The organism is Onishia taeanensis, assembly GCF_013349955.1.
In the GTDB taxonomy this organism is placed as follows: Bacteria; Pseudomonadota; Gammaproteobacteria; order Pseudomonadales; family Halomonadaceae; genus Onishia; species Onishia taeanensis_B.
This window is the reverse complement of sequence record NZ_JABVXC010000002.1, coordinates 337,623-359,327: the sequence shown is the minus strand read 5'-3', so window position 1 is coordinate 359,327 and position 21,705 is coordinate 337,623. Positions and strand designations below refer to the sequence as shown.

General features: G+C 61.2%; 19 protein-coding genes and 4 tRNA genes. 11 read left to right on the top strand and 12 right to left on the bottom strand.

The window, feature by feature from the left end; translation table 11 throughout:
- Positions 1 to 17: 17 nt before the first annotated feature.
- The 3 genes from HUS66_RS04490 (at position 18) to HUS66_RS04480 (ending at position 3,031) form a co-directional block, all read left to right on the top strand.
- Entirely contained in the window at positions 18 to 785 is a 768-nt protein-coding gene (locus HUS66_RS04490; RefSeq protein WP_425340069.1) for an ABC transporter ATP-binding protein, read from the top strand.
- A 119-nt stretch (positions 786 to 904) separates the two neighbouring features.
- On the top strand, positions 905 to 1,516 hold the full coding sequence (gene cobO / locus HUS66_RS04485) for a cob(I)yrinic acid a,c-diamide adenosyltransferase (protein WP_175069743.1): 612 nt from the start codon (positions 905 to 907) through the stop codon (positions 1,514 to 1,516).
- Positions 1,517 to 1,537: 21 nt separating this feature from the next.
- The gene (locus HUS66_RS04480) at positions 1,538 to 3,031 is read left to right on the top strand and encodes a cobyric acid synthase (RefSeq protein ID WP_175069742.1); all 1,494 of its coding nucleotides are present in this window, start codon (positions 1,538 to 1,540) and stop codon (positions 3,029 to 3,031) included.
- Between the two features lie 32 nt (positions 3,032 to 3,063).
- Here the strand turns inward: HUS66_RS04480 and HUS66_RS04475 are convergent, their stop codons facing one another.
- The 3 genes from HUS66_RS04475 to HUS66_RS04465 all read right to left on the bottom strand — a co-directional run bounded on the left by HUS66_RS04475 (position 3,064) and on the right by HUS66_RS04465 (position 5,557).
- On the bottom strand, positions 3,064 to 3,732 hold the full coding sequence (locus HUS66_RS04475) for an OmpA/MotB family protein (protein ID WP_175069741.1): 669 nt from the start codon (positions 3,730 to 3,732) through the stop codon (positions 3,064 to 3,066).
- Positions 3,725 to 4,573, bottom strand: coding sequence for a motility protein A (locus HUS66_RS04470; RefSeq protein WP_175069740.1), 849 nt, complete (start codon positions 4,571 to 4,573; stop codon positions 3,725 to 3,727). Before HUS66_RS04470 ends, HUS66_RS04475 begins: the two co-directional genes overlap by 8 nt.
- 144 nt (positions 4,574 to 4,717) lie before the next feature.
- Positions 4,718 to 5,557 (bottom strand): glycerophosphoryl diester phosphodiesterase, encoded by an 840-nt coding sequence (locus HUS66_RS04465; protein WP_175069739.1) that lies wholly within the window; start codon positions 5,555 to 5,557, stop codon positions 4,718 to 4,720.
- Between the two features lie 195 nt (positions 5,558 to 5,752).
- Here HUS66_RS04465 and HUS66_RS04460 point away from each other — a divergent pair, with 195 nt between their 5' ends.
- The 3 genes from HUS66_RS04460 to HUS66_RS04450 all read left to right on the top strand — a co-directional run bounded on the left by HUS66_RS04460 (position 5,753) and on the right by HUS66_RS04450 (position 9,618).
- Entirely contained in the window at positions 5,753 to 6,325 is a 573-nt protein-coding gene (locus HUS66_RS04460) for a hypothetical protein (protein ID WP_175069738.1), read from the top strand.
- A gap of 219 nt (positions 6,326 to 6,544) precedes the next feature.
- Complete coding sequence (locus tag HUS66_RS04455; RefSeq protein ID WP_175069737.1) at positions 6,545 to 7,522, top strand: NADPH:quinone reductase; 978 nt, start codon at positions 6,545 to 6,547, stop codon at positions 7,520 to 7,522.
- Between the two features lie 149 nt (positions 7,523 to 7,671).
- Complete coding sequence (locus HUS66_RS04450) at positions 7,672 to 9,618, top strand: SLC13 family permease (RefSeq protein WP_175069736.1); 1,947 nt, start codon at positions 7,672 to 7,674, stop codon at positions 9,616 to 9,618.
- A gap of 103 nt (positions 9,619 to 9,721) precedes the next feature.
- On the opposite strand, the gene HUS66_RS04445 is transcribed toward HUS66_RS04450, so the two are convergent.
- From HUS66_RS04445 to betI, 9 genes are all read right to left on the bottom strand, one after another.
- Positions 9,722 to 12,172: an acyl-CoA dehydrogenase gene (locus HUS66_RS04445; protein ID WP_175069735.1), complete on the bottom strand. Its 2,451-nt coding sequence runs from the start codon at positions 12,170 to 12,172 to the stop codon at positions 9,722 to 9,724.
- Positions 12,173 to 12,366: 194 nt separating this feature from the next.
- Positions 12,367 to 13,167: a CsgG/HfaB family protein gene (locus HUS66_RS04440; protein WP_175069734.1), complete on the bottom strand. Its 801-nt coding sequence runs from the start codon at positions 13,165 to 13,167 to the stop codon at positions 12,367 to 12,369.
- 100 nt (positions 13,168 to 13,267) lie between these two features.
- Positions 13,268 to 13,747 (bottom strand): curli assembly protein CsgF, encoded by a 480-nt coding sequence (locus HUS66_RS04435; protein WP_175069733.1) that lies wholly within the window; start codon positions 13,745 to 13,747, stop codon positions 13,268 to 13,270.
- 27 nt (positions 13,748 to 13,774) lie between these two features.
- Positions 13,775 to 14,344 carry a hypothetical protein gene (locus HUS66_RS04430; protein ID WP_175069732.1) on the bottom strand — a complete coding sequence of 190 codons (570 nt, stop codon included), beginning with the start codon at positions 14,342 to 14,344 and terminating at the stop codon, positions 13,775 to 13,777.
- Between the two features lie 51 nt (positions 14,345 to 14,395).
- Positions 14,396 to 14,815 carry a curli-like amyloid fiber formation chaperone CsgH gene (csgH, locus tag HUS66_RS17630; RefSeq protein WP_217487899.1) on the bottom strand — a complete coding sequence of 140 codons (420 nt, stop codon included), beginning with the start codon at positions 14,813 to 14,815 and terminating at the stop codon, positions 14,396 to 14,398.
- Between the two features lie 70 nt (positions 14,816 to 14,885).
- Positions 14,886 to 15,524, bottom strand: coding sequence for a hypothetical protein (locus HUS66_RS04425; protein WP_175069731.1), 639 nt, complete (start codon positions 15,522 to 15,524; stop codon positions 14,886 to 14,888).
- Between the two features lie 369 nt (positions 15,525 to 15,893).
- On the bottom strand, positions 15,894 to 17,585 hold the full coding sequence (betA, locus tag HUS66_RS04420) for a choline dehydrogenase (RefSeq protein WP_175069730.1): 1,692 nt from the start codon (positions 17,583 to 17,585) through the stop codon (positions 15,894 to 15,896).
- A 161-nt stretch (positions 17,586 to 17,746) separates the two neighbouring features.
- Complete coding sequence (gene betB / locus HUS66_RS04415; protein WP_175069729.1) at positions 17,747 to 19,231, bottom strand: betaine-aldehyde dehydrogenase; 1,485 nt, start codon at positions 19,229 to 19,231, stop codon at positions 17,747 to 17,749.
- 22 nt (positions 19,232 to 19,253) lie between these two features.
- Complete coding sequence (gene betI / locus HUS66_RS04410) at positions 19,254 to 19,868, bottom strand: transcriptional regulator BetI (protein WP_175069728.1); 615 nt, start codon at positions 19,866 to 19,868, stop codon at positions 19,254 to 19,256.
- Between the two features lie 231 nt (positions 19,869 to 20,099).
- Here betI and HUS66_RS04405 point away from each other — a divergent pair, with 231 nt between their 5' ends.
- From HUS66_RS04405 to HUS66_RS04385, 5 genes are all read left to right on the top strand, one after another.
- Complete coding sequence (locus HUS66_RS04405; RefSeq protein WP_175069727.1) at positions 20,100 to 21,062, top strand: choline ABC transporter substrate-binding protein; 963 nt, start codon at positions 20,100 to 20,102, stop codon at positions 21,060 to 21,062.
- A 92-nt stretch (positions 21,063 to 21,154) separates the two neighbouring features.
- Positions 21,155 to 21,231, top strand: a tRNA-Met gene (locus HUS66_RS04400).
- Between the two features lie 190 nt (positions 21,232 to 21,421).
- Positions 21,422 to 21,497: transfer RNA gene (locus tag HUS66_RS04395), tRNA-Asn, on the top strand.
- A gap of 28 nt (positions 21,498 to 21,525) precedes the next feature.
- A tRNA-Asn gene (locus HUS66_RS04390) sits at positions 21,526 to 21,601 on the top strand.
- Positions 21,602 to 21,629: 28 nt separating this feature from the next.
- Positions 21,630 to 21,705: transfer RNA gene (locus tag HUS66_RS04385), tRNA-Asn, on the top strand.

The window sequence follows — 21,705 nt, the reverse complement described above, 5'->3', positions numbered from 1 at the left end:
CTATCTCGGAACCGCAGATAGAGACCCTCGAAGCCCGTGAGCTGGTCATCGATATTCCTGGACGCCCGGCAGGCAGGCCGCTGTATCTGCGCATCGCTCCCGGCGAGCGCTGGGGTGTGTTGGGTCCCAATGGCGCCGGCAAGACGACGCTGATGCACACCCTGGCCGGGCTGCGGGCACCACGCTCAGGGGAAGTGCGCCTTGGTGGAAAGCCCCTGTCACGCCTCAAGCGTCGGGAGCTGGCACGCCGGTTGGGCATCGTCTTCCAGACACACCACGACGACTTCCCGGCCACCGTCCGCGAGACGGCCTTGATCGGCCGCCATCCTTTCATTGCTCCCTGGCAACAGGAAGGCGCGGAGGATATCGCCCGGGCCCAGGCGGCGCTCGAGCGCCTGGACCTGACGCCGCTGGCCGAGCGAGAGCTCGCCACCCTCTCCGGCGGTGAACGTCAGCGCGTCAGCCTCGCCACACTCCTGACCCAGGCGCCGCGTTTCTGGCTTGCCGACGAGCCCACCAACCATCTCGATCTGCACCACCAGGTGGCGGTCATGGAGCTGCTGGCCGAACAGGCCGATCAGGGTTGTGGCGTGGTGATGTGCCTGCATGACCTCAATCTGGCGGCCCGCTGGTGCAGCCACCTGCTGCTGCTCTACCCCGACGGCGAGGCCTGCTGGGGCGCGGCGGACAGCATGCTGGTGCCGGCAGCGCTTGAAGGCCTCTACGGTCAGGCGTTGACCACCGCCATGGTGGATGGCGCGCCGGTCTTCGTGCCCAAACGCTGATATGACGATTTTCCTCGGTGCTACGTCTTTTTGAAAAGCTCAGCCGTTTTCAAAAGCCGAGCCGTTCTGAAAAGCCACGACGTTTTGAAAAGCCCTGCGGTTCTGAAAAGGAGAGACCCATGAGCCGAGCATCCATCGACCCAGAGCGTCATGCGCAGCGCATGGCCGCCAAGCAGCGCATCATGAATGAGCGGATCAAAGCCGCCGACAAGGAGCAGGGCGTGTTGCTGGTGCTTACGGGGCCCGGCAAGGGCAAGAGCAGTTCAGGCTTCGGCATGGCCGCCCGCGCACTCGGTCACGGCATGAAGGTTGGCGTGGTGCAGTTCATCAAGGGGGCGTTCAGCACCGGCGAGGAGGCTTTCTTCCGTGACCTGCCCGGCGTGGATTATCACGTCATGGGGGATGGCTATACCTGGGACACCCAGAGCCGCGAGCGCGACATTCTCGCCGCCGAAGCCGCCTGGGAGCAGGCTAGGCGCATGCTTGCCGACGAAGGCTACGGACTAGTGCTGCTGGACGAACTCAATATCGCCCTGCGCCATGGCTACCTGGACCTGGATACCGTGCTCGACGACTTGCAGGCGCGCCCGGCCATGCAGCACGTCGTGGTCACCGGGCGCCATGCGCCGGAGCCGCTGATCGAGCTGGCCGACACCGTGACCGAGATGAAAGTGATCAAGCACGCCTTCAAGGACCAGGGCATCAAGGCCCAGAAGGGCGTGGAGCTGTAATGCCCCCATAAGGACACGGCCATGACGACTCTGATGATCCAGGGCACGACCTCGGATGCCGGCAAGAGCACGGTGGTGGCGGGGCTGTGTCGCGTGCTGTCGCGTCGTGGTATCGCGGTGGCACCCTTCAAGCCCCAGAACATGGCGCTGAACAGCGCCGTCACGCCACAGGGCGGCGAGATCGGCCGTTCTACGGCCCTGCAGGCGCGAGCCGCCGGCATTGCTCCTCACTGCGACATGAATCCGGTGCTGCTCAAGCCTGAGACCGATCAGGGCGCGCAGGTGATTCTCGATGGTCAGGTCTATGGCCACATGGGCGCGCTCGACTATCACGCCTTCAAACGTCAGGCGCGCGCTACGGTACTGGCGGCCTGGGAGCGACTGTCGAGCCGCTTCGAGGTGATTATCGCCGAGGGGGCGGGCAGCCCCGCCGAGGTCAACCTGCGTGAGGGCGATATCGCCAATATGGGCTTCGCCGAGGCCATCGACTGCCCGGTACTGCTGGTGGGCGATATCGATCGGGGCGGCGTCTTCGCCCAGCTGGTGGGGACCCTGGCGCTTGTCTCCGAGACCGAACGGGCCCGTACCAAAGGCTTTATCATCAATCGCTTTCGCGGCGATATTGCGCTGCTGGAAGCTGGCCTCGACTGGCTGACATCGTATGCCGGCAAGCCGGTGCTCGGCGTTCTGCGCCACCTCGATGGCCTGCTGCTCGACGCCGAAGATGGCGTCGGGCTCGTCGGCCAGGAAACGGATCGGCCCGCGCTGAATATCGTGGTGCCGATGTTGCCTCGCATCAGCAATCACACCGACCTCGACCCCCTGCGTCTGCATCCGCGGGTGTCCTTGAGCCTGGTAGGGCCGGGGGAGCCAATACCGCCGGCCGATGTGATCCTGCTACCCGGCAGCAAGGCGACGACAAGCGATCTTGCTTGGTTGCGCGCTCAGGGCTGGGAGGCGGCGATCCAGCGCCACCTGCGCTATGGCGGCAAGGTGCTCGGTATCTGCGGCGGTTTCCAGATGCTGGGGGAGACCATCGACGACCCCGATGGCTTGGAAGGCGCGCCCGGCGTGACGCCCGGGTTGGGGCTGCTGCCCATGCGCACCCGTATGGTGCCAGGCAAGCAGTTGCGCAATGTGCGTGGCACTCTCGTCGGTCCTCGCGTCGGTACTGCCTTAGCCACCCAGGCCGGCGAAGGCGTGGCGGTGAGTGGCTACGAAATTCATAACGGCATCAGCGAGGGCGTGGCGCTGGAGAGGCCCTTGATGCAGCTCGAGGGTCGCCCGGACGGGGCGGTCAGCGAGGATGGCCAACTGCTGGGTACCTACCTGCACGGTCTCTTCGATGAAGCGAGCGCCTGCACCGCGCTGCTGGCCCGCCTGGGTCTCGGTGATGCAGAGGCCCAGGCGGTAGACTACGCGGCCCATCGCGAGCGCGAGCTCGACCGCCTCGCCGATGCCTTGGAGGAACAGCTCGATATGGCGCAGGTGCTCGAGCTGGTTGGCCGGCACTGATGCCAGAACCGATCCCGGCTGACGCCTGGGCATCAGTCGTTGTGCAGCACCAGTTCCACGCGGCGGTTGCTGGCCCGGCCTTGGGCGTCGTCGTTGGAAGACAGCGGCTTGGTGTCGGCATAGCCGATGGCACGCAGGCGCGTGGCATCAATGCCCTGCTGGGTTAAAAAGCGCAGCACCGCGCTTGCTCGCGCACTGGATAGCTCCCAGTTGGAAGGATAGCGCGAGGTGGTAATGGGGCGATTGTCGGAGTGCCCCTCGACGGAGATACGCCCCGGAAAGGCGCTCAGCTTGTCGGTCAGTTGGGCAAGCGTGGCCTCGCCGCTGGGCGTTAGCGAGGCGCTGGCGCTGTCGAACAGCAGGTGATCGGCGATGCGCAGCATCGTGCCCTGGGCGTGGCGGGCCACCACCACGCCGTCTACTGCCAGGTCGTCGAAGGCGTCGTTCACGCCATCGCCCTGTTGCGGCAGTATTCCTGCCTGGCGCTCGCCCACCTTGGCCAAGGGAGTAAAGCTGGGGGTGGCCGCTGCCTGTGACGACGTGGCATCGCCTGCTTCGCCGCCGCTCATCGAGATAAGCAGCACGAAGAGGGTGATCAGCAGAGTCAGCACGTCCAGATAGCTGGTCAGCCAGTTTTCGCCGTCGCTGTCCTTGCCGGCTTGGCCGGCGCCTGGCAGCAGGGCGTCATCTGAATCAGCCATCCTGTCGAGCCTCCTGAACGCCGGAACCCCCGGTGTCTGGACTCGTGCTCTCGATGTCGATCCCCGGCGGCACATCGCGGATCTCGTCGCGATAGTTGGCCATGAAGGAGTTGAGGGTCTCTTCGATGAAGGAGGGCAGCCGGCGCCGGCAGATCAGCGAAATGCCCTCGAGCACCATGTTCATGGCGATCAGCCGTTCCTCGGTGCGCCGTTCGAGTTTCACGGCGATGGGCTTGAAGACCAGGTTGGCCAGCAGGATGCCGTAAAAGGTGGTCAGCAGGGCAATCGCCATGCGCGGTCCGATCACGCCGATATCGCCTGCTTCCATGACCTCGAGCATGTTCACCAGACCGACCAGGGTGCCGATCATGCCGAATGCCGGGGCATAGGTGGCCATGGTGCGAAATATCTGTGCTTCGGCGTACTCTCTGGCCTTGAGACGGGCGATACGCCAGCGCAGCAGCTCGAGAATGTCCTCTTCCTTGGTGTTGGCGATCACCAACTGCACGCCAGTGCGCAGGAAGGGATTACTGGCCTTTTCCAGGGACTGCTCCACGGCGCGCACATCGCCCTTGAACCACAGCCGCGAGATCGCCACGAGTTCCTGGATATCGCCACGGGTGTAGGTATTCTCGCGGCGAAAGACCAGGCTCACTAGGCGCACCACGCGCACGACTTCCCTGAGGGGATAGCTGATGAAGGTGGCGGCTAGCGTGCCGGTGACGACGATGGCGAGCCCCGGCAGATTGATGAAGCTCTGAGGCGATTCGGCAGTAAATAGCAATACGGTGCCGAGCAGGCCAATGCTTGCCAGTATGCCGATCAGCGTCGACGGGTTCATGCAAATCTCCGATCCGTGGGAAGTCATGAATCTCTATCGGCACCCGGCTGGCGTTCTTGATCATAGTGTCGCGCCGGCTTGATCCAGATCAATTCTTGCCAGGAATTGCGCCCTATCTAGCCAGATTTCACCTAGATGGGTTTGCTAGACGGCATCGGGCAGCCGGCCGCAAAAGCGTCGCGGGTCGTCGCTGATGGCCGCATCGACCCCCCATTGCCACAGCGGTGCGAAGGCCTCTGGGTCGTTGGCGGTGTAGCAGATCAACCGATAGCCGGCGGCCTTGATCGCCCGGGCGCGAGCTTCGGTCAGTCGAGTCCAGTCGCCGTGCACGCTGAATGCCTCGAGGCTGCGCGCCTCCGTTTCCCAGCCCTTGGCTATCTTGTCGTAGAGCCGGCCAAGCCTGAGCCGCGTGGGGTCTGGCTCGAGGCCCCGGGCGGCCTTGAGGGCCGACCTAGAAAATGATGAGACGATCAGCCGCGTGGCGGGCAGCATTGCCATCGCCCTGGGCACTGTCGCCTCGGCCAGCGCCGCCGGGTCGCGGCCACGAGCGAGCTTGAGTTCCAGATTGAGCCCCATGCCCAGCGTGTCGATCAGTGCGAGCATCTCATCGAGGGTCGCCATGCGCTCTCCGGCGAAGGAGGCGTCGAACCAGGTGCCCACGTCCAGCCGCCGTGCCTCGGCAAGGCTGAGTTTTGCCAGCCGGCCGTGGCCATTCGAGCAACGCTTGACGGTGGCATCATGCCAGATGACCGGCGCGCCGTCGGCGAGCAGCTGGACGTCCAGTTCCACCCAGGTGAAGCCGGCCTCATGGGCGGCCCGCACTGCGGCAAGCGTGTTCTCCGGTGCGCTCGCCGAAAGGCCGCGATGGGCCATCAGCCGCGGCAGCGCTTCCGTGGCTGATGGCGACAGCGACGAGGCACCTGGCGAAGAGACCGAAGAAGAAAGCGGTGACGTCTCTGACGCATCGATGGAAGAGGCCGACATGTGGTGGCTCCTGAGCGGGAGGGGACGGTTTTCAGACTAAACGATATGTGCCGGGCGTCGCAGTGCCGATGATGCGCTTGGCCCTGCATCCAGGTGCGAAAGTGTGTAACGGGGCCAGCGACGCCTGACTGTGCTAGGCTGCGGCTTTTTTACATCAAGGCCCGCGCTGGCGGGTGCTGCGATAGGGGTAAGTCGATGAGAGTCGTGCACGTCAATAACGTTCAGCAGCGCGAGTCCTGCCTCGCCCGGCTGTGTGCCGAAGTCTACGGTCACCAGGCGGGTCTGGCGCCACTGGTGACCTTTGCTGGCACCTTGGGCGTGCTGGTCAAGCAGGAGGCCGCGCGTGTGTTTGCGCTGGTCGACAATCAGTCGCGCCCGGTTGCCTTGGCGCTGCTGGTGCTGGATGAGGCGGGCCAGGGCATGGAAGTGTCGTTGCTCACCGGCCTAGAGGAAAGCAGCGTGGCGAACCCCGTCCAGCGTCTGGTGCAGGAACTTGCCCTCAGGGCGCCGCTGAAGGTGGTGGCCACAGATTCCAAGCAGGAAACCATGTTCCGCGACGCCGGTATCAAGCGCTGGTTTGACGGCGAGCAGGGGCGGCGCATCGGGCTCGGTGCCCAGCATCCGGCCGAAGGGCTTGATGACGTGACGCGCACCCTCGCCTTCGATGAGGGCTCGGTGGTGGCCTCTTTCAAGCAGGACAAGGAGGCCTTCGAGGGCTACAAGTCACGTTTTGTGCGCGGGCTGGAATCCTTTCCGATCACACTGTAAGCCGACTATGCTGTCGGTCGTCCCGGCGATACGTCTCCTCTGTAAGGACTCTCGTCATGTCTTCTCGTCATGCCTTCTCGTCATGACCAGCAAGACACCAACCGTTGTTGCCCCGGCGGCTGCTGCCAATGGCGGGCTTGACCCCTTGCGTTGCGGACGCTTGGATAGAAGCAGTTTCTGTCTGTGTTCACGCATGTTCCAACGCAAGGAAGGTATTTCATGGTCAAGCGTATCCAGTTCGCCAGCACTGGCGGCCCAGAAGTTCTCGAATTCATCGACTTTACCCCCGCGGAGCCAGCGCCAGGAGAGGTGCGGGTCCGCAACCAGGCGGTAGGGCTCAACTTCATCGACATCTATGTGCGCACCGGCCTCTATCCGGTGCCGGCGCTGCCCTCGGGCCTGGGTACCGAGGGCGCCGGCGTGGTCGAGGCGGTGGGCGAGGGCGTGGGGCAGCTCACGGTCGGCGATCGGGTCGCCTATGCCCAGGGCCCGCTGGGAGCCTACGGCGAACTGCATACGCTGCCCGCCGAGAAGGTCGTCCGCCTGCCGGAGGGCGTGGATGTCGAGACCGCCGCCGCCTCGATGCTCAAGGGCCTCACGGTCCAATACCTGCTGCGCCAGACCTATCCGCTTCAGGGTGGCGAGACGATCCTCTTCCACGCCGCCGCCGGCGGCGTCGGTTCGATCGCCTGTCAGTGGGCCAAGTCCCTGGGCGTCAAGCTGATCGGTACCGTCAGCTCACCCGAGAAGGCAGCGCTTGCCGAGCAGAACGGCGCCTGGGCGACCATCGACTACACCAAGGAGAACGTCGTCGAGCGTGTACGCGAACTCACCGATGGCGCGATGGTCGATGTGGTCTACGACTCGGTTGGCAAGGACACCTGGGAGATGTCACTGGATTGCCTCAAGAAGCGCGGCCTGATGGTCAGCTTCGGCAACGCCTCCGGGCCGGTGGAGGGCGTCAATATCGGCATCCTCAATCAGAAGGGCTCGCTGTTCGTGACCCGGCCGAGCCTCAACGGCTATGCCGATACCCGCGAGCGGCTGGAGGCCATGAGCGAGGAGCTCTTCGCGATGCTCGAGAGCGGCAAGATCACCATCGACATCGGCCAACGCTTTGCGCTGGCCGATGCGGCTAAGGCCCAGCAGGCCCTAGCCGCCCGTCAGACCACCGGCTCGACCATCCTGGTGCCCTGACCCGCTGAAAAGGGGATAAAACAGCCGATATGACGACGCCCGCCATTTCTATGGCGGGCGTCGTCGTTTTAGCTAGCGTTTTCAGTCGCCTGCTGGTGTTCTTAACCAAGTAGCTCCGCTCGAGATGCTGCCACAGGGAGGTGAGACGCATGGCCGATAGTACCCAGATATTTCTGATTCTTGGCCTGACACTGGCGGCTTTCGCCTGGGGGCGTTTTCGCTATGACCTGGTGGCATTGGCGGCTTTGTTGGCAACGACGCTGACAGGGCTGGTGCCGGCCAATGAGGCCTTCCTGGGGTTCGGCCACCCGGCGGTGATCACGGTGGCGGCGGTGTTGGTGCTGAGCCGTGGCTTCGAGCGATCCGGGGTTGTCGATGTGATTGCCGAGCAGACGCTTAAAGTCGGCGAGAAGCTGGTATGGCAGGTGCTGGTGCTGACGGGCACGGTGCTGGTGCTCTCGGCGGTGATGAATAATGTCGGCGCCCTGGCGCTTATGCTGCCGGTGGCGATGCGCATGGCCCGTGAGCATGCTCGCTCTCCGTCGTTGCTACTGATGCCGCTGGCCTTTGGTTCGCTGCTCGGTGGCCTCACCACCCTGATCGGCACTCCACCCAACATCATCATCTCCAGTTACCGTGCGACCCAGACCGGCGAGGCCTTCGGCATGTTCGCGTTTTCCCCGGTCGGGGTGGGGGTGGCGCTGGCGGGACTTTTATTTATCGTGTTGCTGGGCTGGCGACTGACTCCGCGCCGAGAGGGCCAGGCCTCAGCGGACGAGCTCTTCGATACCGCCCACTATCTGATCGAGATGCGAGTCGATGAGGACAGCAAGGCTCTGGGGTGGAGCCTGCGTGAGCTGCAGGCTGCGCTCGAAGAACCGGTACCGGTGTTGGCGGTGGTCCGCGACGAAACCCGCCGTGCCGGTCATGCCTTCATGGGCAAACTCGAGGTCGGTGACATCCTGTTGATCGAGGCCGGCCCCGATGAAATGAAGCTGCTCGAGGACAAGGCCGGCCTGCGGCTCGGTACCGAGGCTAATGGCGATGACGAAGACAGTGAGACGAGCGATGAGGACAGCGAAGCCCTGAAAGAAGAGGTCCTGAATCAAGAGGCATCCAACAAAGCGACCTCAAACAAAGAGGCATCGGATAGCGCGGTATTGGCAAAATCTGCTGCCAGGGAAGACGACAGAGCCGAGGCCGATAAAGCAAAAAAACAGCCACGCCGACTGGACTCCGAGGGGCTGCAGCTGGTCGAGGCGGTGGTGCGCAACGACTCGATGATGATCCATCGCACTGTGGTGCAGCTGCGCCTGCTGAATCAGCACGGCTTGCATCTGGTGGCGGTGGCCAGGGACGGTGCGCGCCTCAAGCAGCGCCTGCGCGATATCCGCTTTCGCGCTGGCGACGTGTTGCTGTTGCAGGGCGACGAGGGCGGGCTTGGCGAGAGCCTGGCCATCCTTGGCTGTCTGCCCCTGGCCAGTCGCAACCTGACCCTCGGCCAGCCGCGTTCGCTGGCGTTGTCGCTGGCTATTTTCGCACTGGCTATCGTGGCCATGCTGCTCGATTGGTTGCCCGCGGCGGTGGCGCTGTCGACGGCGGCGCTGGCTTCTTTACTCGCTGGGGTGCTGCCATTGCGCGAGGCGTATCAGGCCATCGATGGGCCGGTCATCGTGTTGCTGGGCGCGATGCTGCCGGTGGGCCAAGCCCTGGACACCAGCGGCGGTGCCGCGCTGATTGCCGATCAGATGCTGGCGCTGGGGGGCGACTGGCCAGTGGTGGCCACGCTGGCGGGGTTGTTCGGCCTCAGCATGCTGCTTTCCAACGTCATCAACAACGCCGCCGCCGCCTTGCTGATGGCGCCCATTGCCGCGAGCCTTGCCAATGGGTTCGAGGCATCGCTGGACCCCTTTCTGATGGTGGTGGCGGTGAGTGCCTCCTGTGCCTTCCTGACCCCGATCGGTCATCAGTCCAATACTCTGGTGATGGGGCCCGGCGGCTATCGGTTTAGCGACTACTGGAAGCTTGGCCTACCGCTGTCGCTGGTGGTGATGCTCACCGCGCTTCCTTTGATTCTTTGGGTCTGGCCGCTGTAGGGCACCAACGGCGGAGCCTGAAATGAAATCGCCCCGCCCAGGGGAGGTCCTAGGCGGGGCGATGGGTTCTGATCGTCAGGCGATTACGGTGAATGGAGCGGCCTCAGGCTGCGTTGTGCCAGGTGACGTTTTCCTTGGCGCTGGCGAAGGCGTCGAAAGCGAAGTCGTCGACGCTGAGCATCTCCAATACTTCGGCTTCATGCCGGCGCATGAAATGGGCATCGTCCTCGCTGATCAGGCCGGCGGCCAGGGCCGCTTCGATGCGCTGTTCGGGGTGTAGCGCGTCAGCAGGCAGCTCGCCCTTGGCGTAGGCCTTGTTGAGGGTGCGATAAATGGGCTCGGCGCGCTCCTGGTCAACAAGCAAGGCGTTGTAGTGGGCCAGAGGATTATCCTGCTGGCCTTCTTCCTGAGTATCCCAGGTATGGGCGAGCAGCATGGTGCGCAGTGCTGACGCCTGTGAGACGTTCTTGGCGATATGGCGAGTCAGCTTATCGGATGGGCGAGCCCAACGCCGCCCCAGTGGCATCACGATGGGCTTGAGCACTCGGGCTAGAGCGCGGTTGGGCAGGTTGTCGAACAACTCGACGAAGGCCTGTTCGGCGCGCTGCAGCAGGAAGCGACAGCTGTAGTGCAAGAGTTCATCCTCGCCTTCGACCTTATCGCCTTCGTGCCAGGACTTGAGCACCATCGACGCCAGATAGAGGTTCGACAATACATCGCCAAGCCTTGCCGAGAGCATTTCGCGCAGTTTGAGGCTGGCGCCGAGGCTCGCCATTGCCGCATCCGCGGCGAGGCCGAAGCCCGCCGAGAGCCTGGCAACATCCTGCGCATAAGGTGCGGCGACGCTATCGAAGGGCACCGCCGGGCGGCCGATACCGAGCCCCTGGGTCAGTGCTCGGGCGGCGTTACCCAAGATCAGACCGGTATGGGCGAAGAAGGCCTGATCGAAGGCCTTGAGGTCGTCGGCGTCCTTGGCGGCCAGTTCCTCGAGCACATAGGGGTGACAGCGAATCGCTCCCTGCCCGAAGATCATCAGGTTGCGGGTCATGATGTTGGCACCTTCCACGGTGATCGCTACCGGGTTGGCCGAGTAGCCGATGCCAATATAGTTGCTTGGTCCAAGCGTGACGGCCTTGCCGCCGTGGATATCCATGGCGTCGCCGAGCAGGCTGCGCTGGAACTCTGTGAGCTGGCTCTTGAGAATCGCCGAGGGGACCGCTGGCTTGTGGCCGTGGTCGATCATGTTGGCGGTCTGGCGAACCGTGGCCTGGGCGATATAGGCCATCGAGGCGATGCGGGCCAGTGGCTCCTGCACCCCTTCCATTTCAGCGACAGGAACGTTGAACTGGCGGCGAATGCGGGCAAAACCACCGCTCCAGCCTAGTGCGTAGCGCGCGGTGCCAGTGGCGCCGGAGGGCAGGGTGATGCAGCGCCCCACCGACAGGCACTCGACCAGCATACGCCAGCCTTGGCCGGCCATTTCCGGGCCGCCGATGATGGTGTCCAGCGGTACGAACACATCCTTGCCCTTGATCGGGCCGTTCATGAAGGGGCTGCCGATGGGGTGATGGCGGCGGCCGATTTCCATGCCGTCGGTGTCGCGGGGAATCAGCGCGCAGGTGATACCCAGGTCCTCGCTATCACCGAGCAGGTGATCCGGGTCGAACATGCGAAACGCTAGGCCAACCACGGTGGCGATGGGTGCAAGCGTGATCCAGCGCTTCTCGAAGTTGAGCCTGAGGCCCAGTACTTCCTTTCCGTCGACCATCTGCTTGCAGACCACGCCGGTGTCCGGCAGGGCGGTGGCATCGGAGCCCGCGCGCGGGCCGGTAAGACCGAAACAGGGTATCTCGCGGCCGTCGGCCAGGCGCGGCAGGTAGTGATCCTTCTGGGCGTCGGTACCGTATTTGAGCAGCAGCTCGCCCGGCCCCAGTGAGTTGGGCACGCCGACGGTGACCATCAGGGTCTCGTTGACCGCAAGCTTCTGCAACACGAGTGACTGCGCCTTGGCCGAGAAGCCGAGACCGCCGTAGGCCTCGGGGATGATCATGCCGAAGAAGCCTTCCTGCTTGAGGTAGGCCCAAAGCTCCGGCGGCAGGTCGGCGCGATCCCGCGCGATGTCCCAGGCGTTGCACATGCCGGCGGCCACGGAGCACTGCTGATCGAGGAAGGCCTGCTCCTTGTCCGTCAGGCCATTGTCTGTTGTATCCAGCAGGGCCTGCCAATCCGGCTTACCGGAAAACAGTTCGCCGTCCCAGCCGACGCTGCCTGCCTCGAGAGCCGTGCGCTCGGTGGCCGACACCTTGGGGGCGACTCGCTTGAACATGGCGAAGAGCCGAGGCGACAGCCAGCGGCGACGCAGCGGAGGCAGGCCGCATGCCGCCACGCCGGCGGCAGCAATGAGCAGTACCAAACCAAGGAGAGGTGCGTTGAGCACGAGGCCGGCGATGCCAAGTACGGCGAGCACGCCAAGGGCGGCGAGGGCGCCGGCTTCACGCCGCATTACTGCGGTGAGGCCCGCCAGGGCCAGAACGATCAGCAAGAGGTGGATCATGGGTAGGCTCCGTTACGATAAGTGGCAGCATTCTAACGAGCGTTTGAATTCTTGTAGCCTAGCCCATTGCTCGACCGGCGACCACCCCCTGAGGTGACAGGCAATATCCGCTAGGCTGCGGCTGGTAAAGCAGCAAACAGCCCCGCATGTGCGGGGCTGTTTGAAGTCAGATAGCAGCAGCTTTCTGGTCGGTGTTAGCTGTCCTGTAACGCCTGACCATGGGAAGAGGGCTGCAACCCCGCCACACGCTGTTGGAAGGTGTCGATGGCCTCTCGTCCCTGCTGAGTATTCGCGAACCCCCAGGTGTCCCGTTCTGCGCCCTCGATGATGGCGGTGTAGACTGCCAGTTCGATGGCTTCACGTACGGCAAGTTGCGGTGGATCGTTGCGGGTATAGCCAGCCTCGAGTTCGAGGATCTCATCGGCCGCGATGTACTTGAATACCGACCCTTGGACCAGAACGGAGTAAATCTTCTTGGTGGTGGTAATGCTGTTGAGGATGCGCCCCGTCTGCACGCTGACCAAGCGTAGGTTAATGGTGACCAGGTCGGTGCGGTATTCAGAGTTGACGCCAATGCCCAGGTATCTGGCGCCGGCACCACCGGTCGATAAATTGGTTTCATAGGCAATGATGCCACCTTCGATGATCACGCCAGCGAAGGTCAGCGGAGGCAAGGGAGCCGCCGCCTGGCCATTGAACTGCTGACGAGTGGCTTGTATGACCTGGCGCTCGCGCAGCAGGTTGGGGAGACCTCGGCGCTCGACAACATTGAACCACTGACCCTGGCCTGCATCGGCTAGCACATCGACAAGAATCGCATCGGCGCCTTGAGTCACGGCGCGGGAGTATTCCGCAAAGCCTTCATTGGGTTTGTATTGTCCCGTCAGATCAGAAAATTCATACACTGCGATGTCGACTGGCCTGGCCGCCGCGGGCAGGTTCTTGAGCAGTGAAGAGGTGCTGGTTTCACTGATATAGGATGCGGGCTCTGACATCGGGCCAGAGGTCGATACACACCCTGAGAGTATGACGCTGGCCAATAGGCACAGAGCTTGAGTTAACGTTTTCATGATATTCCCTGCGCGTAAATGCTGATTAGTTAGTATTGGGCTTAGGGATGTCAAAGGAATTGGTAGTGATGCCATCCGACACCTTTACTAGGACACGGCTGTTGACCGTCTCATATGTCACTGTGGCACCGTTCAATGTGAAGGTTCCCGAGGGTGGTGCCCCATCTTCGAAGATGGCTTCTCTCAGTTGTGAGGATGCGCCGGAAATCATCGTGCCTTGCATTGAGGAGACAAACTGATCAGCAGCCGTTTCCTCCGCGAACAGTGAGTCAAGGTCGCTACCATCGTCCTTGTACTGATTTTGTATGTCAGCCATTTGCAGCAGATGAGAGCTATTGAAGGGGTCGCCGCCAAATGAAGGGTTGATGGGGCGATAGGTCAGATCGCCTGCGCAAGCACTAATGGGAAAGAGCAGAGTAGCTGCCACTATTATAGTAAGTGATGAGACAGTAAGTGATGAGGCGGCAGTAAGTGATGAGATAGTGAGTGGCGTAGTAGTCTTCATTTACGTATCTTCCTCTAAGGACGATTGTCAGTTGGCTATTGTTTTGGTCAGCCGCCCCTTGGGGGTGTCGAGGATGACCTGTGCTTCTCGCTGGTTCCCCGTATAAAGTAGTGGCTGTTGATGGCCACTCTGACCGGTGCCTCGCTGAAAGTGGAAAATGACTTTATTACTTCCTACTACCTTTATGTCTGAGTCTAGGTAGTTGCCACGTTGATCTACTGAAATAGCATTGCGTTGACCAGCAAGCGCTATATCCGATGTGTTGCCTACCCCCTGCTGTTGCTGCAGGGTGATATTTCCCCTACCCATGGCGACAACGGAGAGGCGATTGTCTTTTCCCTGCTGGTTAGCAACCGAAAGTGTGCCGTGCTGGTTGCTTGCTGATACTTGCGAAAGTGCCAGACGGTCGATATCCAAGGCGCCGAGTTGGCCGGTTCCAGGTGTTGAGAAATTAGCGATTTGACGTTCATTAGCCTGCTCTGGAGCATCATTCCTAGTGATCTGGGTAATGAATGCGCTGCTGTCACTAGCTGATGCAAGTGCTGGTAAAAAGGTAAATACCAGTGCAGCGAGATAATGGGAGGTTCTTGATTGCATGGCACTTACCTTTTTAATCGATACGTTAGCAGGTGGTTGTATTGGCTGATGCTACATTGGGCTAACGATTTCCTTGGCCTCACACGAGGTCCCTGTCAACCGCTCAGTAACGCGTAAATGGAATTCGAGCCAACCTGTCTTAGCCAGTCGGTGAATTGTCTGTGCAGTAGTAGCGGACTCACCGGGTAGCAGTGAAATGGAACCGGATTGTTCGCTTGTTCCGGAGCCGGCGGCATCAATCTTGAGTGTCCTCAAGACATAGTCGGCACGGGTCGGCTTGTTAGCCTCGATAACACTTGTCGCCCTGACAGCCTCTGCCTCACGCTCGATGACAATTTTGCAATTGAGCTGAGTGAATACCTGTTGAGCCATGGCCGAGGGAGCAGTACTGATCGTGATAAAGCCAGCGATCAGTGCTTTCGATAGCGTTCTCGAGCGTCTGATGTTCCATGCTGTGCTGTGGGGCATCATGCATTGCACCTTGAGAAAACCCGGGCACCCCACTGGATGCCCGGCAGATCTTGAAGGTTTCAGCCCTTAATCAGTGCTGAACGACATTGGCGCGGTTTCCGATACCTTGCTGGCTCAGGTGTGCCATGTTGTCAGTGCCATGCTGGTGAGAATCGATACGGTTGTAGGAACCGAACTGTGATGACGTTAGCATATTGCCGTTGCCAAATTGTTCAGCATCGAGGTCGTTGTTGTTTAAAACTTGGCTGGCATTGATGGTGTTGCCATCGCCACGCTGTTCTGCGTAAATATCGTTCTGGGAGCCAAACTGGAAGGCGCCAATTACGTTTTCATCGCCAACTTGCACGGTGTTGGATTCGTTGTCATAGACATATTGGGCGACATTTGTCTGGTTGCCATCGCCTTTTTGGTAGGTGTTGGAGTCGTTGCCATAGCCGACTTGGTCGATGTCTGCACGGTTATAGTTGCCATCTTGCATGAAGCGATCGATGCCATTACGATTCCCAGTCTGATCCAGGTCTGCGTAGTTACCAGTACCATCCTGGGTGGCCGCATTACGAGAAGAGCCAATAGTGTTGTTGTTTCCGCTTTGGTCGGAGTTGAACTGGTTAATAATGCCCAGCTGTTCCATATATACTTCATTGCTATCCGCCAGGACCGGAGTGGACATGATGGCCATAATGCTTGCGGAGAGGAGAAGTTTTTTCATTTTAATCACCCTTGCTGTATAGCGATGAGATATCGTCGTAATTCCATCCACTGGCTCGACGATGGAATGAGCGGATACGTTTTGTAACGTTTCTTTACGCTCGGACTCATACTGGCACTCACTAGTTGGGGCGTCAATTTCTCTGTGATGTGGTTTTTCTAATACATTAATATATTAGATGCCTAATACTTGTAGTGTTACAAAACTAATCAGGCGCAAGTTGAGAGTGCTGCAAGGATATTATGTTGGTGGTCACTTTTTGGAGACGAATTGTGGCAGGTGAGGTCTCACCGAAAAGAAGCAAAAAAATAGCCCCGGAAGGCCTAACCTTCGGGGGCTTTTAAGTGCATGCATATCTAGTGCTTTTGATTAGTTCAGGCGGTATTGGGGCGCCGCCTGGGCCGGTGTATCTTCAGCGACGTAGTAGGGCGCTTTGGAGGGAGCCAGGGGCTCACGGCCACGGATTTTGTCGGCCATCTTCTCGGCCAGCATGATCGTCGGTGCGTTGAGGTTGCCGGTAGGGATAAGCGGGAAAAGCGAGGCATCGACCACCCGCAGACCCTCGAGGCCGTGCACGCGGCCGGCGCCATCGACCACGGCATCTTCGCCCTCGCCCATGCGGCATGTGCCGCAGGGGTGGTAAGCGGTCTCGGCATGCTCGCGCACGAAGGCATCGAGCTCGGCATCGGACTGCACGTCCGGGCCGGGGGCGAGCTCGCGACCACGAAACTCGTCCATGGCTGGCTGGGCGATGATCTCGCGGGTCAGACGGATGGCGTCGCGGAACTCCTGCCAGTCCTTGTCGGTGGACATGTAGTTGAACAGGATGCTCGGCGCGGCCTTGGGGTCGCGCGAGGTCAGCTTGACGCGACCGCGGCTCTCAGAGCGCATCGAGCCGACGTGGGCCTGGAAGCCGTGTGCCTGGATGGCGCTGGTGCCGTTGTAGTTGATGGCGATCGGCAGGAAGTGGTACTGCAAGTTAGGCCACTTTTCGTCATCGCTCGAGCGAATGAAGCCGGCCGCTTCAAACTGGTTGCTGGCGCCGATGCCGGTACCGTTGAGCATCCACTCCAAGCCGATCTTCGGCTGGTTGTACCACTTGAGCGCCGGGTACAGGGAGATCGGCTTCTTGCACTCGTACTGGATGTACATCTCCAGGTGATCCTGGAGATTCTCGCCCACGCCCTTGAGGTCATGGACCACCGGGATGTCGAACTGCTTGAGCAGCTCGGCATTGCCGACACCGGAGCGCTGCAGCAGTTGCGGTGAAGCGATGGCACCGGAACACACCAGCACCTCGCGGCGGGCGCGGGCCTCGACCGCCTGGTCCTTGTGCAGGTAGCTGACGCCCACCGCACGCTTGCCCTCGAAGAGAATGCGATCGGTGGTGGCCCGGGTGACGATGGTCAGGTTGGAGCGCTGTTTGGCGGTGTCCAGGTAGCCGCGGGCGGTGGAAGCGCGACGGCCGTTGGGGGTCACGAAACGGTCCATCGGCCCGAAGCCTTCCTGCTGGTAGCCGTTGACGTCCTCGGTGCGCGGGTAGCCGGCCTCGACGCCTGCGTCGATGAAGGCGTGATAGAGCGGGTTGTTGCCCGCTTTCGGGGTGGCCACTGCGACCGGGCCGTCACCACCGTGGTAGTCGTTGGGGCCGATGTCGCGGGTCTCGGCCTTGCGGAAGTACGGCAGGCAGTCGGCGTAGGTCCAGTCCTCGAGCCCCGAGTTCTTGGCCCAGTTGTCATAGTCCAGGGCGTTACCGCGGATGTAGCACATGCCATTGATCAGCGAGGAGCCGCCGAGGCCCTTGCCACGACCGCATTCCATGCGACGGTTGTCCATGTGCGGTTCAGGATCGGTCTCGAAGGCCCAGTTGTAGCGCTTGCCTTGCAGCGGATAGGCCAGGGCCGCCGGCATCTGGGTGCGGAAATCGAAGCGATGGTCCTTGCCGCCGGCCTCGAGCAGCAGTACCGAGACGTCAGCGTCCTCGGTCAGTCGAGTGGCGAGCACATTGCCGGCCGAGCCAGCGCCAACGATGATGTAATCGAACTCTCTAGGCTGTGTCATCGACAAGCCCTCCTGATCAGTAAATTGGAGTAACGAACAAACACTGAGTGACGCAGGAAAACGACGGCCTCAGAAGAAAGGACGCAAAACACCGTGCCATGCCCTGATGGGGCATGGCAGGCGTGGGTCGTGCCGTTTTCCAGGGTGGCGTCAGGGGAGAATCAGAACACCGATTCGAAGGGCGCCATCTCGATCTGCACGGACTTGATCTGGGTGTAGTGATTCAGGGTCGAAATACCGTTCTCACGGCCTACGCCCGATTGCTTGTAGCCGCCCACCGGCATCTCCGCCGGGGAATCACCCCAGGTATTGATCCAGCAGATGCCAGCCTCAAGGCGATGGATGCTGCGGTGCGCTCGGTTCAGGTTTTCGGTGAAGACGCCTGCGGCCAAGCCGTACTCGGTATCGTTGGCGCGGCGGATCACTTCGTCTTCGTCGTCGAAGGCCAGCACGGACATGACTGGACCGAAGATTTCCTCACGCACGATGCGCATCTCGTCGGTGCAGTCGGTGAACACGGTCGGGGCCGCCCAGGCGCCTTTGGCCCAGTCGACTCCGTGTGCATCGCCCTGGTCCCAGGCTTCGCCGCCGATCAGCACGCGAGCGCCTTCTTGCTTGCCGAGCGCGATGTAGGACAGGACTTTCTCCTGATGCTCGAAGCTGACCAGCGGACCGAAGTTGACCGCCGGGTCCATCGGGTCGCCGGCCTTGATGCGCTTGACGCGCTCGACGAGCTTAGCCTCGAAGGCCTCCTTGACGCTGGCATGAACGAATACGCGGGTGCCGTTGGTGCAAATCTGACCGCTGGAATAGAAGTTGGCCATCATCGCCGCATCGGCAGCGCGATCAAGATCGGCGTCTTCGAAGACGATCAGCGGAGACTTGCCGCCTAGCTCCATCGTCACGTCCTTGAGGCTCGAGCTTGCCGAGGCGGACATGACTTTCTTGCCAGTACCGACTTCACCGGTGAAGGACACTTTGTCGATGCCCTGGTGGGCGGTCAGCATCTGGCCGACGCGGCCATCGCCCTGCACCACGTTGAAGACACCAGCGGGCAGGCCGGCTTCGGTAAAGATCTCGGCAAGCTTCAGGGTGGTCAGCGGGGTCACTTCGCTGGGCTTGAAGACCACGGCATTGCCGGCGGCCAGGGCTGGGGCGGCCTTCCAGCAGGCGATCTGGATCGGGTAGTTCCAGGCGCCGATCGAGCCGATTACGCCCAGCGGCTCCCGGCGAGTGTAGACGAAGGAGTCCTCACGCAGCGGGATCTGGGTGCCTTCGATGGCAGGCGCCAGTCCGGCGAAGTATTCGAGGGCGTCGGCGCCAGTGACGATATCGACCGCCGCGGTCTCGCTGATCGGCTTGCCGGTGTTGAGGGTCTCGAGTTTGGCCAGCTCGTCATTGCGCTCTCTCAGGAGTGCCACGGCCTTGAGCAGGATACGTGACCGCTCCATGCCGCTCATGGCTGCCCAGACTTTTTGTCCTTCACGGGCTGCAGCGACGGCGGCATCCACGTCGGCTTGGCTAGCCTGCTGGATGTTGGCGATCAGCGAGCCGTCGAGCGGGTTGGTGACGGAGAAGGTCTCGCCGGAGGTGGCGTCGGTCAGCTTTCCGTTGATATAGAGTTGCTGAGTGGGAAGTGTCGTCATGAGAACCTCCTAAAAGTGTGCGTTAGGCCCTGCGCAGTGCACTGTGCTCTGCGCCGTGGGCAAGTTTCTCGTCCAGGTAGTCGTAGGCAAGCTTGCGGGCACGATCCACATCGAGCCCTTCGGGCGCCAAGGCACCGCGCAGCCAGAGGCCATCGATCATGGCAGCCAGCCCGCCAGCGGCCTCCCGGGCCTGCTGCTTCGGCAGGCACTGCCTGAACTGATGGCAGAGATTGGAGTAAAGCCGACGATCATTGACGTGCTGCAGCCGATGCAGCGTGGTGCGGTGCATGCTGCTTGCCCAGAAGGCCAGCCAAGTCTTCATCACCGACTGGCTGACCTGGCTGCGGTCGAAGTTGCCGTCGATGATGGCGCGCATGTGGGCCCGAGGGGCATGTTTGGGCAGCCCCTGACGGCGTTGATGAACCGCATCGCCCAGGTCTTTCAGGATCTGGCGCATGGTGGCCTCCAGCAGCCCATCCTTGCCACCGAAGTAGTGGCTGATGATGCCTGCCGAGACCCCTGCCAGCCGGGCGATGCGAACCACGGTGGCATCGGCCAGGCCTGCTTCGTCGATGGCCTCCATGGTGGCCTGGATCAGCTGACGGCGGCGGATGGGTTCCATTCCGACTTTCGGCACCGTGGCAACTCCTCTTCTGTTTGGTCTTTCCCATGCCGGGTGGGCAGGGGAAGGCAAATGTTCTATGGTGTTAAGTATGCATCTTTTTTATTGAACGTTCAATCAATAAAAGATGTCGGCCAACTCGGCCTATGATCCGGGGGCTTGCCGTGCACCAGGCGATGTCTTGCGCGTCCCGTTCTGCATGGCTCAGTCGCTCCCTTTTTTAGACCAATAAGAGGTTCGATCCCTATGTCCAAGACGATCCCGACTCTCAAGATGTCCTTGATGGCCCTGAGCGCCGGCGCGCTCACCCTGGCGGCGACACAGAGCCAGGCGGCTGCTCCGGAATCCTGCCAGAAAGTGCGCTTTGCTGAGGTGGGCTGGACCGATATCACCGCGACGACCGCCCTGACCTCCGAGGTGCTCGAGGCGCTGGGGTACGAGACACGGGTCGATACGGTCTCTGTGCCGATCGCCTACTCTGGCATGAAGAACGGCGACTTTGATGTCTTTCTGGGCAATTGGATGCCGTCAATGGCGTCGATCAGTGACCCCTACGTCGAGCAGGGTACGGTGGATCGTTTGAACGCCAACCTCGAGGGTGCCAAGTACACCCTGGCGGTGCCGCAGTATGTCTATGACGCTGGTGTTACCAGTGTGGCGGATCTGGCCGATCATGCCGAACAGTTCGATAGCGAAATTTACGGCATCGAAGCCGGCAACGACGGCAACATGTTGATCCAGGACATGATTGATGACAAAGCCTTTGGCCTTGGCGACTGGGAGCTGATCGATTCCAGTGAGGCGGGCATGTTGGCCGAGTTGAGCTCTCGCTCCAGCCGCGAGGACTGGATGGTGTTCCTGGGCTGGGAGCCGCACCCGATGAACACCAATTTCGACATTGCCTACCTTGAAGGCGCCGATGACTACTTTGGCCCTAACTTGGGCGGTGCTACCGTCTATACCAACACCCGCGCCAACTATGCGCAGGAATGTGCCAATGTTGGAACGCTTCTCAATAACCTATCCTTTACCCTGGAGATGGAAAACCAACTGATGGGTAACATCATGGACGACGGGGAAAAGCCGCGCGAGGCTGCACGCGCTTACCTGCAGGCCAACCCGGCAGTCCTTGAGGGTTGGCTTGAGGGCGTGACCACCGTAGACGGTGAGTCAGGTTTGCCCGCGGTGAAGCAGGCGCTGGATATTTAAACCAGCTCGTTACCATCGCATGCTTGCCAAGCGTAGCTGGGGCATGCATAATACGCCCCCGTTACCGAGCGCTAAGCCATCGGTAGCGGTGTGGCTACGTAGCTCAGCTGGTTAGAGCACATCACTCATAATGATGGGGTCCCCTGTTCGAATCAGGGCGTAGCCACCAGGAATCAAGACAACAGGCCCGCACCGATGGTGCGGGCCTGTTTCGTATATGGGTCTCGGTCAGGCTCAGCACTGCTTCGGTTTGGTTGTGGCGTCAGGTGATTGATTCGCCATGGATTATGGTGAGAATTTACACACTGGCCTTGACCTTGCGCCACCAATCCTTATACTACGTCGCGTGTTCCGGTCATTCCCCGATAGCTCAGTTGGTAGAGCAAATGACTGTTAATCATTGGGTCACAGGTTCGAGTCCTGTTCGGGGAGCCACACGGAGCATTGTGATCGATAGGGTCATTCCCCGATAGCTCAGTTGGTAGAGCAAATGACTGTTAATCATTGGGTCACAGGTTCGAGTCCTGTTCGGGGAGCCACACGGAGCATTGTGATCGATAGGGTCATTCCCCGATAGCTCAGTTGGTAGAGCAAATGACTGTTAATCATTGGGTCACAGGTTCGAGTCCTGTTCGGGGAGCCA